General features: G+C 66.5%; 15 protein-coding genes. 8 read left to right on the forward strand and 7 right to left on the reverse strand.

What is annotated here, in order from left to right:
• Positions 1 to 68: 68 nt before the first annotated feature.
• Positions 69 to 1871, reverse strand: coding sequence for an ABC transporter ATP-binding protein (locus G0A00_RS00120; RefSeq protein ID WP_164178907.1), 1803 nt, complete (start codon positions 1869 to 1871; stop codon positions 69 to 71).
• A complete protein-coding gene (locus tag G0A00_RS00125) occupies positions 1868 to 2563 on the reverse strand; it encodes a tyrosine-protein phosphatase (protein ID WP_164178908.1) in 696 nt (231 codons plus the stop codon). The genes G0A00_RS00120 and G0A00_RS00125 overlap by 4 nt, the downstream gene beginning before the upstream one ends.
• 158 nt (positions 2564 to 2721) lie before the next feature.
• Between G0A00_RS00125 and G0A00_RS00130 the strand changes: the two genes are divergently transcribed.
• Positions 2722 to 3921 carry an alanine--glyoxylate aminotransferase family protein gene (locus G0A00_RS00130; protein WP_164178909.1) on the forward strand — a complete coding sequence of 400 codons (1200 nt, stop codon included), beginning with the start codon at positions 2722 to 2724 and terminating at the stop codon, positions 3919 to 3921.
• Positions 3922 to 4013: 92 nt separating this feature from the next.
• Here the strand turns inward: G0A00_RS00130 and G0A00_RS00135 are convergent, their stop codons facing one another.
• The 3 genes from G0A00_RS00135 to G0A00_RS00145 all read right to left on the reverse strand — a co-directional run bounded on the left by G0A00_RS00135 (position 4014) and on the right by G0A00_RS00145 (position 6259).
• Complete coding sequence (locus G0A00_RS00135) at positions 4014 to 4217, reverse strand: histidinol phosphate aminotransferase (RefSeq protein WP_164178910.1); 204 nt, start codon at positions 4215 to 4217, stop codon at positions 4014 to 4016.
• A 177-nt stretch (positions 4218 to 4394) separates the two neighbouring features.
• A complete protein-coding gene (locus tag G0A00_RS00140) occupies positions 4395 to 5513 on the reverse strand; it encodes a pyridoxal phosphate-dependent aminotransferase (RefSeq protein WP_164178911.1) in 1119 nt (372 codons plus the stop codon).
• A 173-nt stretch (positions 5514 to 5686) separates the two neighbouring features.
• Positions 5687 to 6259, reverse strand: a complete 573-nt coding sequence (locus G0A00_RS00145) for a YceI family protein (protein WP_164178912.1) — start codon at positions 6257 to 6259, stop codon at positions 5687 to 5689.
• 239 nt (positions 6260 to 6498) lie between these two features.
• On the opposite strand from G0A00_RS00145, the gene G0A00_RS00150 reads away from it, so the two are divergent.
• The 3 genes from G0A00_RS00150 (at position 6499) to G0A00_RS00160 (ending at position 9617) form a co-directional block, all read left to right on the forward strand.
• The gene (locus G0A00_RS00150; RefSeq protein WP_164178913.1) at positions 6499 to 7785 is read left to right on the forward strand and encodes a lipoprotein-releasing ABC transporter permease subunit; all 1287 of its coding nucleotides are present in this window, start codon (positions 6499 to 6501) and stop codon (positions 7783 to 7785) included.
• Positions 7778 to 8461, forward strand: a complete 684-nt coding sequence (locus tag G0A00_RS00155) for an ABC transporter ATP-binding protein (protein WP_066101339.1) — start codon at positions 7778 to 7780, stop codon at positions 8459 to 8461. Before G0A00_RS00150 ends, G0A00_RS00155 begins: the two co-directional genes overlap by 8 nt.
• 97 nt (positions 8462 to 8558) lie before the next feature.
• Positions 8559 to 9617, forward strand: coding sequence for a calcium-binding protein (locus tag G0A00_RS00160; protein WP_164178914.1), 1059 nt, complete (start codon positions 8559 to 8561; stop codon positions 9615 to 9617).
• Between the two features lie 9 nt (positions 9618 to 9626).
• Here the strand turns inward: G0A00_RS00160 and G0A00_RS00165 are convergent, their stop codons facing one another.
• Positions 9627 to 10058 (reverse strand): DMT family transporter, encoded by a 432-nt coding sequence (locus G0A00_RS00165; protein ID WP_164178915.1) that lies wholly within the window; start codon positions 10056 to 10058, stop codon positions 9627 to 9629.
• 199 nt (positions 10059 to 10257) lie between these two features.
• On the opposite strand from G0A00_RS00165, the gene G0A00_RS00170 reads away from it, so the two are divergent.
• Complete coding sequence (locus G0A00_RS00170; RefSeq protein ID WP_368667645.1) at positions 10258 to 10758, forward strand: cytochrome c; 501 nt, start codon at positions 10258 to 10260, stop codon at positions 10756 to 10758.
• Positions 10759 to 10899: 141 nt separating this feature from the next.
• Here the strand turns inward: G0A00_RS00170 and G0A00_RS00175 are convergent, their stop codons facing one another.
• A complete protein-coding gene (locus tag G0A00_RS00175; protein ID WP_164178916.1) occupies positions 10900 to 11487 on the reverse strand; it encodes a TetR/AcrR family transcriptional regulator in 588 nt (195 codons plus the stop codon).
• Between the two features lie 116 nt (positions 11488 to 11603).
• Between G0A00_RS00175 and G0A00_RS00180 the strand changes: the two genes are divergently transcribed.
• The 3 genes from G0A00_RS00180 (at position 11604) to glpX (ending at position 14565) form a co-directional block, all read left to right on the forward strand.
• A complete protein-coding gene (locus G0A00_RS00180) occupies positions 11604 to 12017 on the forward strand; it encodes a hypothetical protein (protein ID WP_203595214.1) in 414 nt (137 codons plus the stop codon).
• Between the two features lie 162 nt (positions 12018 to 12179).
• Positions 12180 to 13472 (forward strand): homoserine dehydrogenase, encoded by a 1293-nt coding sequence (locus tag G0A00_RS00185; RefSeq protein ID WP_164178917.1) that lies wholly within the window; start codon positions 12180 to 12182, stop codon positions 13470 to 13472.
• A gap of 124 nt (positions 13473 to 13596) precedes the next feature.
• A complete protein-coding gene (gene glpX / locus G0A00_RS00190) occupies positions 13597 to 14565 on the forward strand; it encodes a class II fructose-bisphosphatase (RefSeq protein WP_164178918.1) in 969 nt (322 codons plus the stop codon).
• The last annotated feature ends 121 nt before the right edge of the window (positions 14566 to 14686 follow it).

Below are 14686 nucleotides of genomic sequence, written 5' to 3' on the forward strand. Positions count from 1 at the left end.
GGCTTTGGGGCCTGAATCTTTCGGCCAGAGTATAGGCGTGACGCGCGGCGGGTGACAGGGGGCGAGGCTCAGCCCGGCTGTTCATCCTCGAACTGCATGGCGTGCAGCCGCGCATAGGCACCTTCGCGGGCAATAAGCTCATCATGTGTGCCCTGTTCGACCACGCGGCCTGCATCCATCACCACGATCTTGTCGGCGTTGCGGATGGTCGACAGCCGGTGCGCGATGACCAGCGTGGTGCGCCCGGTCGACAGTCGGTCGAGCGCCGCCTGCACCACCTGCTCGGATGCCGCATCAAGCGCCGAAGTGGCCTCGTCGAGCAGCAGGATGGGCGTGTCGCGCAGCAGCGCGCGGGCGATGGCGACGCGTTGACGCTGGCCGCCCGAGAGGTTGCTGCCCCGCGTCCCGGCGGGGCTGTCGAGCCCCTGCGGCAGACGAGGCAGGAAGTCCGACACATGCGCCGCCTCCAGCACCTCCTGAAGCTGCTCTTCCGAGACATCCTCGCGGCCCAGCAGGATGTTCTCGCGCAGGCTGTCCTCGAACAGCAGCGCGTCCTGACTGACCACCGAGAACATGCCGCGCAGATCCGCCAGCCGCATCGCGTCGGTGCGCACACCGCCGATGGTAACCGCGCCGGTCTCGGGATCGACAAGCCTTGTGAGCACGTTGAACACGGTGGACTTCCCGGCGCCCGAGGCCCCCACCAATGCGGTGGTCTTGCCCGCCTCGGCGGTAAAGCTGGTGCCGCGCAGAACCGCAGAGCCGGAGTACGACAGCGCCACATCGTCCAGCACGATCTCGGGCACGCCCTGCGGCGCGGGCAGGGGATGCGGCGGGTCGCGCAGCTCGGGCTGCATGTCGAGCAGTTCCTTGATCCGTTCGATCGAGGCCGCAGCGATCTGCCACGTGCCACTGATCGCGCCCAGACGGCGCAGCGGCTCGAAGGCAAGGCCGATGGCGGTGAAGAAGGCCATGAAATCGCCGACGGTCTTTTGGCCAGAGATGATCTCGCCGCCGCCATAGATCAGCACGCCAAGGATGCCGATGCCCGACATGATGTCGATCAGCCCGGGGATCGCCGACTGGCCGAGGCTGGAAGCGACGGTGGTGCGGATGCGCTCTTTGGTCAGCGCCTTGTAGCGCGCGGCCTGATAGCCTTCCAGACGGTTGAGTTTGATCGGGACGATGCCGTGGAACACCTCATTGAGGCGCGTCGACAGGCCCGCCGAAATGTCGCGCGCGCGGCGGGCATACTTGCGCACGTAGCGCTGCAGCACGATCGAGGGCGCCACCATGATCGGCACGCCGATCATCGCCACCAGCGTCCAGCGCCAGTCCATCCCCAGCGCCACGCCAAACAGCGAGACCAGCGCGATCACGTCACGCCCGGCGCCGGTGATCAGGATACGCCAGACCTTGTTGATCGAGTCGACGTCGCCCTCGACCCGCTGCATCAGATAGCCGGGGCCGTATTTTTGGTGAAAGCTGCCATCGAGCGTCATGAGATGCGCCAGCAGATCGTTGCGGATATCCGCCACGGTCAGCTGCGAGACCCGCGTCAGCACCACTTTTTGCAGAACGCTCGCAACGGCCCGGATCGCGAAAATGGCAAAGATCGCCAGCCCCACGCCGACCAGCGCGGCGCGGCTGCCGCCGACCAGCACATCGTCGAACATCGGCTTCATCATGTAGCTCAGAAAGCCGAACATCGAGCCTTCGAGGATCATGAAGACCAGCGCGATAGAGATCTGCCAGCGGTAGCGCCACAGGTAATTGCGCCCAAGCCAGACCAGCAGGTGTCGCGAATTTCCGGTGGCGGTGCGCGGCGGCTGGGTTTCAGTGACGTCGCTGTTGCTGCTGTCTGCGCTCATGCCATCTCTTCCGGCGGACGCTTTGCGTCAAAGCCCGTCTGCAGTTTCTTGGCATCATACTCGGTGCGGATCCAATCCTCGAAAGAGATCGGATCGCGCCGGTTGCGTGCGGCGTAAGTGTCCAGAATGTAACCCTGAATACCGGTCTTGGTGAATTCAAGGTGGACGTATTTCAGGCCCATCTGCTTGCGCGCCTCCTCGACCGGCACGCCCTCGAACACCATCAGGTAGACGGCAGAGGCGAAACCGGCGCGGTCGGCACCCGATTTGCAGTGAAAGATCATCGGCCGCTCGGCACTGCGCAGCGTGTCGATCAGATCGATCACCCGCTCCCGCTTGGGCGCCATGCGGGCCCAAAGCTTGGCATGCAGCAGCGTCAGCCCAAGCTTCTCGCAGCTCTCTTTCTCAAAGAGATAATGGGCGTATTTCTCTTCGCCGCGCAGGGTGATCACGGTCTTGATGCCCATGGCGGCATATTTCTCAAAGCGCCCGTGCGTCGGCTGGTTCGAGCGCCAGACCCCGGGGGCGAGCTGCCAGAAGTTGGTCCAGAACATGCGCAGGAAAGCGTGGTCGAACACATGATAGTGGAATTTCGACAGCGCCCGGGCGCGGGGCGTCGAGATATCCTTTCCGAAGGACCGGCGGAAACGCCGCTCGGCGCTCTCGATCTTCTCCCAGAGCTTGGTCAGCATTGCTCACTTCCTGTAGCTGTCGGGCGGCGGTTTACGGGCTAAGGCCCCTGCTGGCAAGCGCCGCGCGTATTGCGGTCCGGGGGTGATTGACCTCGGCGCAACCGCCGTTAGGTTGGCTCTCGCCCCGGAATTTCAAGGGGTGCTTTCGGAGTTTCCCCATGTCTCTAGCCCACGGCCGCCCCTATCTGGCCATTCCCGGTCCGTCCGTCATGCCCGACGCGGTGCTGCGTGCGATGCACCGCGCCTCGCCGAATATCTACGAGGGCGCGATTGTCGAGATGGTCGCCGGGCTGATCCCCGACCTGCGCTATGTTGCGCAGACCGAGGCGGCCAAAGTGGCGATCTATATCGCCAACGGCCACGGTGCGTGGGAGGCGGCGCTGGCCAATGTGGTGGGCGAGGGCGACAAGGTGCTGGTGCCCGCGACGGGCCGGTTTGCGCATGGCTGGGCCGAGATGGCCCGCGGTCTGGGGGTCGAGCCCGAGATCATCGAGTTCGGCACGAAATCCACCTATGATCCCGAACTGGTCGCCGCGGCGCTGCGCGCGGACACCGCGCGCGAGATCAAGGCGGTGCTGGTCAGCCACGTGGATACCGCAAGCTCGGTGCGCAACGACATCGCCAGCCTGCGCGCGGCGATGGACAGCACCGGCCACCCGGCGCTGCTGATGGCCGATTGCGTCGCTTCGCTGGGCGTCGAAGAGTTCCGCATGGACGCTTGGGGCGTCGACGTGATGGTCACCGGCTCCCAGAAGGGGCTGATGGTGCCGCCGGGTCTGGGCTTTGTCTTCTTCAACGAGAAGGCCGAGGCGCGGCGCGCCGAGATGAAGCGCGTCAGCCTCTATTGGGACTGGACGGCGCGCGGGGCGCCCGACTTCTTCTATCAGTACTTTGGCGGCACCGCGCCGACGCACCACCTGTTCGGCCTGCGCACCGCGCTCGACATGATCCGCGAAGAGAGCATCGAGCAGGTCTGGCACCGCCACGCGGTGCTGGCGCGCGCGATCTGGGCCGCCGCAGAGGCTTGGGGCGAGGGCGGTCCGCTGACGCTCAATATCGAGGATCGGGCGCTGCGCAGCCATGCGGTCACCGCGCTGCGGCTCGGCAAGCCCTATGGCGCACAGCTGCGCAAATGGTGCGAAACCGAGGCGGGCGTGACGCTGGGCATCGGCCTTGGCATGGCAGAGCCCGATGATCCCGCGGGCACCGGCTTTTTCCGGCTGGGTCACATGGGCCACGTCAACGCGCATATGATCCTTGGCCTGCTCGGCGTGCTGGAGGCGGGGTTCACCTCGCTGGGCATCCCGCACGGGCAGGGCGCCATGTCCGCCGCCGCGGCCGAGATCGCCAAGGGCTGAGCCTTACACGCGGCAAGCGCTGCGATTCTCATATACAGAGCGCCGGCCCGTTCCTACGGGCTGGCGTTTTCTTTTCGAAATGGCCTGCGCGGTCAGGTCTGCGGCGGTGTCTCGCTGCCATTGCGGCGATGGTCGATCACCGAGATCACGTGGTTCATCGCAACCCCGGCAATCAGAGCGATTCCAAGGCCATAGCTGATCCACAAAAGCAGCAGCAGGGAAAAGATCACCACAAAGAGCAGGACGAGATTGGCGCTGAAGAAGTCGGGGCGCGGCGGTTCGGAATAGGGGGCCATGATGCGTTCCTCGGACGGGCCATGTCGGAGACGGGCACAAAGACAAAGGTCAATAAAGGAAGGGTAGCGCAACCTTCCCTTGGGTCACGCATCAGGCTGCTCAAAACTTGTTTCCAAATCGTTGCGCGGCGAAGTGCTGCCACACTCCGGCGCAAAATTTGTGCAGATGATCGGGTGTCAGGCGGCGCTGCTGCCGCGCGCCTCTGCCAGCGCGCCGGGCAGCGCCTCGGCCAGCGCGTCGAGGTCTGTGGGCGTGCCCGCGCCGATGCGGATGCAGCGGTTCTGCGGGGTCACGAAGGGCATGCGCACAAAGACGCCGCGCTTGCCGAGACCCTCCAGCACCGCCTTGGCAAAGGCGCCATCGCCGCCGCAATCCACCGCGACGAAATTGGTGGCCGAGGGCAGGGCGGTGAGCCCGTTGTCCGTGGCGATCTCGGCGATGCGCAGGCGGGCCTGTGCGACCTTGTCGATGGTCTGCGCCAGCCATGCGCCGTCTTCCAGCGCCGCCAGCGCCCCAGCCTGCGCCGTGCGGTTCATGCCGAAGTGGTTGCGGATCTTGTCGAAGGCGCGAATGAGCGGCGCCGCCGCCAGCGCGTAGCCGACACGCGCGCCCGCCATGGCGTAGGCCTTCGAGAAGGTGCGGAAGCGGATCACCCGCGGGTCTTCGATGTCGATCTCGGGAGCCGTGCCTTCCGGGGCGAACTCCACATAGGCCTCGTCGAGCACCAGCAGCGTCCCCTCGGGCACGGCATCCAGCTGCGCCGCGATCTCGGCGCCGGTCTTCCACGAGCCCATGGGATTGTCGGGGTTGGCGAAATAGGCCAGCTTGGCGTCTACCTCGGCGGCCTTGGCCAGCAGCGCGGGCAGATCCTCGGCGTCGTCCTGATAGGGCACCTTGTGCAGCACGCCGCCAAAGCCCGCCACATGGTAGTTGAAGGTGGGATAAGCGCCGTCGGAGGTGACCACCGCATCGCCCTGCGCCACCACAAGCCGCGTCAGATAGCCCAAGAGCCCGTCGATGCCTTCGCCGACCATGACGTTCTCGGGCGCCACACCGTGATGCGCGGCAATTGCATTGCGCAGATCAAAGCTGGTCGAGTCGCCGTATTTCCAGATCTCCGCCGCCTCGCTTTGCATCGCCTCGATCGCGCGGGGCGAGGGGCCAAAGACGTTCTCATTGGCGCCGATGCGGGCGCGGAAGGGCGCGCCGCGCTCACGCTCCTGCGTTTCCGGGCCGACGAAGGGCACGGTCTCGGGAAGGGAGGCAACGAGCGGGGTGTAGCGAGGTCCAGTCATGGGCCGGAGATATGCCGTAGCGTCCGGGTTCTGGCAAGAGCCTGCGCGTGCGGTGCGCTGGACAAGGAAAACCCCCGGAGCCATGGGCTCCGGGGGCATACTGACAATACGATCTTGACGCGTCACTCGTTACCGTTCCGGCCCCCGCGCGGGGCGGAGGCCGGAATGAGGGATCACTCGGCTTTCATCGCCTCGATCGAGATCTCAACTTCAACCTCGTCGCTGACGTAGGGGGCGAACATGCCGAGGTTGTAGTCCGAGCGGATCAGCGTGGTGGTGGCGTGGAAACCGAGCCACGGCTTGCCTTCCATCGGGTGCTCACCGGCTTGGGTCATCACCGTGTCGAGCACGACTTCCTTGGTCACGCCGTTCAGCGTGAAATCGCCGGTGATCAGCGCGGTGTTGTCGCCGGTCACTTCGATCGACTTCGAGGTGAAGGACACGGTCTTGTCGTCCGACGCGCCGAAGAAATCTTCGCTCATGAAGTGATCGTAACGGCCCTGCCAGCCGGTGATCATCGAGGTGACGTCGAACGAGGTGGTCACGGTCGATGCGGCGGGGTCTTCGGCGTCATATGCGATCTCACCGTCAAAGCCGCCGAACATGCCGTAGCCGGTCGAGAAGCCGAGGTGGTTGTAAGAGAACACGATCTGCGTGTGGCTGGCGTCGAAGACATAGTTTTCGGGCGCTGCAACTGCGGCGATCGGGGCGAGCGCGACGGCGCCGGCAAGCAGAAGGGATTTCATATCGGATAACTCCGCTGGGGTTTTTGCGTTTTCGATGCCCCGAACATGGGGGCAAGCGCTGCGTCGCGGCAATTCGGCCTGCGCCCACAGGGTCTGTTGAAAATCGAACACTGGACATATGCAGATGTGCACCGGTGCTGGATATGCCGCGGCGCAGCCCTAGCATGGAGCGAGGGATTGACCCCGCCATGGGTTGAGGTCAGGTTCCGCCGCGAAGAGATCACCCGGAAAGATTGCCGATGGCCCGTACCCCGCCACCCTTTGCCCCGTTCGAATGGATGATCGCCTGGCGCTACTTGCGTGCCCGGCGCGCCGAGGGCGGGGTCAGCGTGATGACCTGGATCAGCCTGATCGGCATCACTCTGGCCGTCTTTGCGCTGATCGCCACGCTGGCCGTGCGGTCGGGCTTTCGGGCCGAGTTCGTCGATACGATCCTTGGCTCCAACGCCCATGTCACCGTCTATGCCGCAGCGCGCGAGGATGAGTTTGGCCGCACCGTGCGCACCTTCCCCGATTACGCCGAGCGCGCCGACGCGGTGGCCGAAGTGCCGGGCGTCACCCGCGCCGCGCCGCTGGTGAAGGGGCAGGTCATGGGCAACGCCAATGGCCGCAACGCGGGTATCGAGGTCTTTGGCATCTCGGCGGACGATCTGCAGGGCATCCGCCGCATCGTCGATCCCGAGACCGGCCGCGGCGATCTGGCGCGCTTTGGCGAGGGCATTGCGCTCGGCTCGGGCGTGGCGCGTGAGTTGGGCGTGGACGTGGGCGACGAGATCAAGCTGATCTCGCCCGACGGGGTGAAGACCGCCTTCGGCGTCTCGCCGCGCGTCAAAGCCTATGAGGTGACATGGATCTTCACCGCCGGGCGCTACGACATCGACCGCACCCGCGCCTATATGCCCTTCGAGGAGGCACAGCTTTATTTCAACCGCGAAGGCGTGGCGGACGAGCTTGAAGTGATGGTCGAAGACCCCGAGCAGGTCGACGGCATGGCCACGGCGATCCAGCAGGCCGCCGGTCAGGGGGCGCTGGTCTGGACGTGGCAGGATGCCTCGGGCGGCTTCCTGCGCGCGCTGGAGGTCGAGGACAATGTGATGTTCGTGATCCTGTCGGTGCTGGTGCTGATCGCGACGATGAACATCGTCTCGGGGCTCATCATGCTGGTGAAGAACAAGGGCCGCGACATCGGCATCCTGCGCACCATGGGCCTGACCGAAGGCTCGGTGCTGCGCGTCTTCTTCATCTGCGGCGTTTTCACCGGGGTGATCGGCACCATCATGGGCGTGCTGCTGGGCTGCCTTTTCGCCATCTACATCGACCCGATCTTTTCGTTCGTGAACTACGTCGCGGGCGGCGGCGTCTGGGACCCGGCGGTGCGCGGCATCTACGCGCTGCCCGCCAAGCTGCAATGGGGCGATGTGTTCAGCGCCATGGCGCTCTCGCTCGGCCTCAGCTTCATCGTGACGATCTTTCCCGCGCGCCGCGCCGCGCGCATGAACCCCGTGGAGGCGCTGCGTTATGAGTGATCCCGTTCTGCGCCTGTCGGGCATCGAGAAATTCTACAACCGCGGCGCGCCCAATGAGGTGCAGGTGCTGCGCGGGGCCTCGCTCGAGGTGGCGCGCGGAGAGGTGGTGGCTCTGGTCGCGCCTTCGGGGGCGGGCAAGTCGACGCTGCTGCATATCGCCGGGCTGCTCGACACCGCCGACGCGGGCGAGGTGGCGATCGCGGGCGAGGTGCTGGGCGGCAAATCCGACCGCCGCCGCACCATCGTGCGCCGTCAGGAGGTGGGCTTTGTCTATCAGTTCCACCACCTGCTGCCCGAGTTCACCGCGCTCGAGAACATCACCCTGCCGCAGCTGGCCAATGGGGTGCCCGCCGCCGAGGCCGAGGCGCGGGCCAAGGATCTGCTCGCCAGCGTCGAGCTTCAGGACCGGGTGGCGCATCGCCCCGCCGCGATGTCGGGCGGCGAGCAACAGCGCGTCGCCTTCTGCCGCGCCATGGCCAATGCGCCCAAGCTGCTGCTGGCCGACGAGCCCACCGGCAACCTCGATCCGACCACCTCGGACCGGGTGTTCGGCGCGCTCATGACGCTGGTGCGCGAGACCGGGCTTTCGGCGCTGATCGCCACGCACAACCTCGAACTTGCGGGCCGCATGGACCGGCAGGTCGAAATGCGCGACGGCCAGCTTGTGCCGCTCTGAGCGCCGCGAGAAGACCCCGGCGGGGCCGCGGCCCCGCCTGATTTTTGTCAAACTTGAGCGTCAGGGTTCCGGGGACTAACTCTCTGGAGCCGCCTTCATGCCGCTGGAACTTCTTGTCGCGCTCGCGGCGCTTTTCCCCTTCGCCGCCGTCGCCTTTCCCATGGGCGATGATGATGACGAAGAGGACACCTCAGACGACAGCGACGAGCTGGACCTCGGCGATGGGATGATCCTGCCGGTGGAGGAGGAGACCGGCACCGAAGACGGTCTGACCGACGACAGCACCGACGAAACCACCGACGACGTTGCCGAAGACAGCACCGGTGACGTTGCCGAAGACGCGGGCGATACGGATGCGTCCGATGACGTGGGCGACGAAGACAGCACCGACGACACCGCAGATGAAGAGACTGCGGACGAAGAGACCGGCTCACCCGCGGACGTGATCGGGGACGATACGGCGGACGATACAGTGGACGAGACGGGGGGCGACACGGCGGGCGAGGACAGCAGCACCTCGGGTGCCACCGACGACACGGCTGATGACACCACTGACGAGACCACCGAAGACACCACCGAAGACCCGGGCACCGATACCACTTCTGACGCTACCTCCGGCGACGACACGCTCACCGGCACCGATATCGGCGACATTCTCGCCGCGGGCGACGGCGCGGATGTGCTCAGCGGCGGCGGCGGCTCCGACAGCCTGTCGGGCGAGGCGGGTGACGATTATGCCGAAGGCGGCAGTGGCGGCGACACGCTTGAAGGCGGCACCGGCGCCGACACGCTGCTCGGCGGCTCGGGCGACGATCTGCTCTGGGGCTCGGACGAGGATGGGGACGATGGCGAAAGCGATCTGCTGATCGGCGGCACCGGGGACGACACGCTGATGCTCGGCGAAGGGGACATCGGGCTTGGCGGTGCCGGGGCCGATACCTTCACGCTCGAAGATGGCGCGATCGTCGAGGATTTCGACGAGGAGGAAGACCTCATCGTCTTCAGCTACAGCGGCAGCACCGCGCCCGCCATCGCCTCGCAGGTGGCAAGCTCCAGCGGTCTGGTGGTGACGCTCGACAATGGCGCCTCGGTGACGCTGATCGGGCGCAGCGCGCCGATCACCTCGGCCAGCCTCGCCTTCGTCGCCGAAAGCTGAGCCGCGCGCTCAGCGCTGCGCGAGGAAAACGCCCGCAGCCATCATCGCGATCCCAAGTCCGCGCTGCGCCGAGATCGGCGCGGCTTTCACGCCGAGCAGGCCGAAATGGTCGATCAGCGCGGCGCTGATCAATTGCCCCAGCAGCACGAAAAACACCGCCCGCCCGACGCCGAAGGTCGGCGCCACATAGGTGATGCTCAGCACGTAGAACGCGACGAAAAGCCCGGCAAGGAACAGGTGCTTGGGCGCATCCGCCGCGCGCGCGATGGGCCGCGGATCAAGCGAGAAGAGCACGATCAGGCTGGCGCTCAGCGCCACGCAGAACAGGATCACCGCCGCCGCCGCGGGCGAGCCCAGCCAGCCCCCGAGCCGCGCATTGAGCGCCGCGAGCACCGGAATGCCGATCCCGGCTGCGAGCATGATGAGGGCTTGGGATGGCATGGGGGTCTCCGGGAACGTCAGATTCCGCGCGACACTGGCCCGGCGCGGCGCGAATGTCACCCCGCCGCGGAGCGCTCCGGCAGATGTCGCTTCGAATGTTGACCCGCCGCCTGTCGACCCGCGAAGCGGCGCTGCGGCCTTGATCCGCCGGGCGCGGCGGGCGAGACATGAGGCGACAGGCAAGACGAGGGATACGCCGATGAGCACCGAACTGACAGAAACCACAGGTCAAACCACAGATCAAACTACGGGCCAAATAACAGATCAAACCACGGGCGCGCCGCTGAAACCGCGGGTCTGGGCACTGGGCGCGGCGGCGCTGCTGGCGCTCGGCGCCTGCATGGAAGCCGCGATGCCGGAACCGGCGGACGGGCAGGCGCTCTTCGTCGAATATTGCGCGGCCTGCCACGGCAACTCGGCCAAGGGCGACGGCCCGCTGGCGGCAGATCTTGGGGTGGTGCCTGCGGATCTGACGCTGATCGCCGCGCATCGCGGGGGCAGCTTCCCGCGCGCCGAGGTGTTGTCGAAGATCGACGGCTACACGCGCGCCGATCTCGATGGTCCCGGCATGCCCGAGTTCGGCGAATTGCTGAAAGGGGATGAACTGCCGCTCGACACCGGCGACGGGGTGCTGACGCCGACGCCGCGCAAGATGGTGGCGCTGCTCGAATACCTCGAATCGATTCAGGTGGCTGAATAAGGCCAACGTCCTTCGAAGGAGGTTGCAAAAGCCTTCGAAGGTTTTTGTCCCCGCCGCGCTGAACACGCGCGGCGGTCTCCAGTCTCCGGTCTCCTGCCTCCGGTCCACGGGGCAGGGGGAGGGGCAGGGGCAGGGGCAGTCCTAGGCGCCCACCGCCTTGCGCGCCATGTCCCAATAAAGCGTCGCCACTTCCTCTTCCGACAGGCGCCCGCCCTCGCGGTACCACGTGTTGACCCCGGTCAGCATGGCGATCAGCGCAAAGGCGGCGATCCGCGTATCCGGGACGGCAAGCTGCCCGGCGTCGCGGCCGTCGCGCAGGATCTCTTCCAGCACCGCCTCGTAGCGCCCGCGCAGCGCCTCGATCACCGCGAAATTCTCGGGCTCGAGATTGCGCAGCTCCATATAAGAGATGAAGATCGACTCCGGGTGCCGCAGGGTGAAGCCGATGTGGAACCGCACAAAGGCCTCGAGCCGCGCCAGCGGATCGTCGGGCCGCGGCTCGGCCTGCCACGCCTCGAGCAGCTCATCCATATGGCCCTTCAGCAGCGAGACCAGCAGCGCCTGCTTGTCGGGGATGTAATTGTAAAGCGCCCCGGCTTGCACGCCGACGTCCGACGCGATCTTGCGCATCGAAACGGCGGCATAGCCGTGTTTGGCAAAGAGCCGCAGCGCCGCCTCGCGGATCCGCGGCCCGGTGATGTCGGAATGCGATCCAGCGGTACGGGCCATGCGATCACTATTATCTGAACGTTTGTTCAGATCAAGCGCGATGCGTCCCGGCCTTGCCCTGCGCCACCGCTTGCGGCAAGACGGGCACAGTGTCCAGCGAAAGACGTCTTACCGCCATGCGCCCCGTGCTCTCGTACAGCCTCGTGCCTATCTGCCTTAGCGCCCTGCTGGCGGCCTGCACCAACTTTCCCGAATTCGACGGCGCACAAAGCCCCGGCGTCGCCACCGCGCCGTTCCCCGATCTGGTGCCTTTGTCCGGGCTTCTGGCCGCCCCGGCGCCGATCCGCGCAGAGCCCGAAGTGACCGAGACCGTTTCGGCGCGGGCCGAAGCGCTGCGCCGCCGCGCAAGCGGCCTGCAGGGCGATGTGGTCCAGTCCAGTGCCCGCGCGCGCATGGATCAAGGCGTGCGGACGGATCTGCTGATCGCGCCCGAAAGCGCAGCCCCAAGCGCCACCGAAAGCGCGACCGAAAGCACCTCCGAGACGGAAGAGCAGGTGGGCGAGCAGACCGGCGACCAGACCGGCCAATAGGCCTGCCCCGCGCGCCCCGGCGCTCCGCCAAGCGCGCCGCCGCCGCCCAAACCACCCCGCTCTGCAGTCACACGCCGTTGCACAGCCGCGACGTTACGGCTAAGGCAGCGCACACCAAATCACAGCCACAAACCTCGTTTCGAAGATAGAAGGATCCCGCATATGTCTGAACCTCTCCGCCTGGGGATTGCGGGCCTTGGCACTGTCGGCGCCGGCGTCGTGAAAATCGTCCAGCAGAAGGCCGATCTTCTGCAGACCCGCTCGGGCCGCAAGATCGTGATCAGCGCGGTTTCGGCGCGCAACCGTGACAAGGATCGCGGCGTTTCGCTCGCCGACTACGCATGGGAAGACGATCCGGTGGCGCTGGCCAAGCGCGACGACGTCGACCTGCTGGTCGAACTGATGGGCGGCTCGGACGGTCCGGCAAAGGCCGCCACCGAGGCCGCGCTGAAGGCGGGCAAGGATGTGGTCACCGCCAACAAGGCGCTGCTGGCCCACCACGGGCAGGCGCTGGCCGAACTGGCCGAGAGCACCGGCGCGGTGCTGCGCTTCGAGGCCGCCGTGGCGGGCGGCATCCCGGTGATCAAGGCGCTGACCGAAGGGCTCGCCGCCAACCGCATCACCCGCGTCATGGGCGTGATGAACGGCACCTGCAACTACATCCTCACCCGGATGGAAGGCGCGGGCCTGTCCTATCAGGAAGCCTTCGCCGAGGCCGATGGTCTGGGCTATCTCGAAGCCGATCCCGAGCTTGACGTGGGCGGCATCGACGCCGGCCACAAGCTCTCGCTGCTGTCGTCCATCGCCTTCGGCACGCAGGTGGCCTTTGACGCGGTGGAGCTTGAAGGCATCGGCCGCGTGTCCATCGACGACATCCGTCAGGCCGCCGACATGGGCTATCGCATCAAGCTGCTGGGCGTCTGCCGCCTCACCGAGCGCGGCCTCGAGCAGTCGATGGCGCCGAGCCTCGTGCCCGCCACCTCGCCGCTGGGTCAGCTCGAAGGCGGCACCAATATGGTGGTGATCGAGGGCGATGACGTGGGCCAGATCGTGCTGCGCGGCGCCGGTGCCGGCGAGGGGCCGACCGCCTCTGCGGTGATGGGCGACGTGATGGACATCGCCCGCGGCACGCGGCTGTCGACCTTCGGCGCCCCGGCCTCTGCGCTGGTGGCGGCGACCTCGGCGCAGGCCACCACGCCTGCGCCCTATTATCTGCGCATGGCGCTCGCCGACCGCCCGGGCGCGCTGGCCAAAGTTGCCGCGGCGCTTGGCGAGGCGGGCGTGTCGATCAACCGCCTGCGCCAATACGGGCAGAGCACCACGGCGGACACCGCGCCGGTGCTGATCGTGACCCATAAGACGACGCGCGCGGCGCTCGATTCGGCCCTCGCTGCGATGGCAGAGACCGGCGTGGTGCATGGCTCCCCCGTGGCGCTGCGAATCGAGGCAGTCTGAGCGCGCTGACACCGAGCCGCCGCCGCGCTGTCCTGCGCGGCGGCGGTTAGCGCGAGCGGGCTTGCCCTTCGGCAACCGCGCGCGCTACACCCTTCCCAACGGTAAATTTTTCAAGGAAGACTCCATGTCGGCTCCCACAGATTTTAATGACCGTATGCTTTCGCTGGGCCTCGCCCGGGTCGCCGAGCAGGCCGCCATCGCCTCCGCAAGCCTGATTGGCCGCGGCGATGAGAAGGCCGCGGACCAAGCTGCGGTCAACGCCATGCGCGACCAGCTGAACATGCTGGATATCGCCGGCGTGGTGGTGATCGGCGAGGGCGAGCGCGACGAGGCTCCGATGCTTTACATCGGCGAGGAAGTGGGCACCGGCAACGGCCCGGGCGTGGACATCGCGCTTGACCCGCTCGAAGGCACCACGCTCACCGCCAAGGACATGCCGAACGCGCTCACCGTGATCGCCATGGGCCCGCGTGGCTCGATGCTGCACGCGCCCGACGTCTACATGGAAAAGCTGGCGATCGGCCCGGGCTATGCGGAAGACACTGTCACCCTCGACATGACCCCCTCCGAGCGGGTCGCGGCGCTGGCCAAGGCCAAGGGCTGCGCGATGACCGACATCACCGTGTGCATCCTCGAACGTCCGCGCCACGAAGATCTGATCGCCGAAGTGCGCGCCACCGGTGCCGGCATCCGGCTGATCACCGATGGCGACGTGGCGGGCGTCATGCATTGCGCCGAGGCCGAGATCACCGGCATCGACATGTACATGGGCTCGGGCGGCGCGCCGGAAGGCGTTCTGGCAGCCGCTGCACTGAAGTGCATGGGCGGCCAGATGTATGGCAAGCTGCTGTTCCGCAACGACGACGAGCGCGGCCGCGCCGCCAAGGCCGGGATCACCGATCTCGACAAGGTCTATAAGCGCGACGAACTGGTCACCGCCGATGTGATCTTCGCCGCCACCGGCGTCACCAACGGCTCGATCCTTTCGGGCATCAAGCGCCAGCCGGGCTGGATCGAGACCGAGACCATCCTGATGCGCTCGAAGACCGGCTCGGTGCGCCGCGTGCAGTACCGCAACCCCTTCGAGGGCTGAGCGCGGGCCGGCCAGCGCCGGATTTGCGTATTTTTAAAGAGAAGAAGAGGGCTCGCGGTGCGGGCCCTTTTTCGTTTTCGAGAGGTCCCGGCTTCTTCTCTTTCCAAATACGCCGCCGCGC

Source organism: Salipiger sp. PrR002 (assembly GCF_010500775.1).
Lineage (GTDB): Bacteria > Pseudomonadota > Alphaproteobacteria > Rhodobacterales > Rhodobacteraceae > Salipiger.